Annotated in this window: 1 protein-coding gene; it reads left to right on the top strand. The window is 59.5% G+C overall.

Translation table 11 applies throughout. The annotated features are described in order from the left end of the window. Positions 1-1110 (top strand): right-handed parallel beta-helix repeat-containing protein (locus EKD05_RS25545; RefSeq protein WP_165361003.1); only part of this gene is annotated, 1110 nt, incomplete at both ends.

Here is a 1110-nt window from a genome sequence, read left to right as displayed (position 1 = left end):
GGCACGGGGGCGCTAGATCTGCAGCACAGTACCATCCGCAATAACAACGGCGATGGCCTGCGGATTGCGGCAGGCTACAGCAGTTTCACCTCGGCCCACAATAGCTTTGCCAACAACACCTATGGCGTGCGGGTGGGCATCAATGCCTCGTTCGATGACAATACGTCCACCTTTGCCGATAATGGCCTGGATGTCTATCTTACCGGTGGCACGATTACCGAGCCCGTCACTTGGAACCTCAATCCGGCCTACTCCTTCTTTGTCAGCAACGATATCACGGTAGGAGCGACGGGAGCGCTTGACATTCTTCCTGGGACGGTCGTGAAGTTCGAGCAGTACCGTGCGCTCTGGGTGGATGGCTTGTTACGAGCCGAGGGCACCGCCGGTGCTCCGATCTATTTCACCGACTGGCGCGATGATGCCATTGGCGGTGATGCCAACAAGGATGGCGCTGCGAGCGGCCCCACTGCCAACTGGTGGCGCTGGATCAATGTGCGTACCACTGGCACGGCCAGTTTCAGCTATGCGCAGATCGCCTATGCTGGCTGGAACGACTCGGCAGGCCTGGTCAAAGGCGGCACCGGGAACCTCACCCTTCAGCACAGCACGATTCGCCATAACAACGGCGATGGCCTGCGGGTTGCCGGGAACACCGGTGGCGTGACGTTGACCAATACCTTGTTGATGAGCAATACCACGGGCCTACGCCTCGCTAATGCGGGTCAGGTCAGTGGTCAGAGCACCAGCTTCAGCAACAATACCTCCTACGGCATCCTGCAAGACGTCAATGACACCTTTGGCTATACCGGCAATACCTTTACCGGCAATGGCACGGCGGCGGTTGGCATCAATGGCGGCACCCGCCTCACCGATCTGCTACTCAGCCCGGCAGGCAACCCCTTCCGCATCGTGGACAACGTCACCGTTGGCGTCACTGCGACTCTGACTGTTGAACCAGGGGTGCGGATCGAGTTCCCGCAGTATCGCGGGCTCTGGGTAGATGGAAGCCTAGATGCAACGGGAACCGCAACCAACCCGATCACCTTCACGGGCACGACCCAGGCGGCGAACTGGTGGCGCTGGATCAATGTGCAAAATGACGGGTCGGCA

It is taken from the genome of Candidatus Chloroploca sp. Khr17, from assembly GCF_004138165.1.
Classification (GTDB): Bacteria; Chloroflexota; Chloroflexia; order Chloroflexales; family Chloroflexaceae; genus Chloroploca.
Note: the sequence above shows the minus strand (reverse complement) of the source record. Positions and strands in the feature narration are given on the sequence as shown.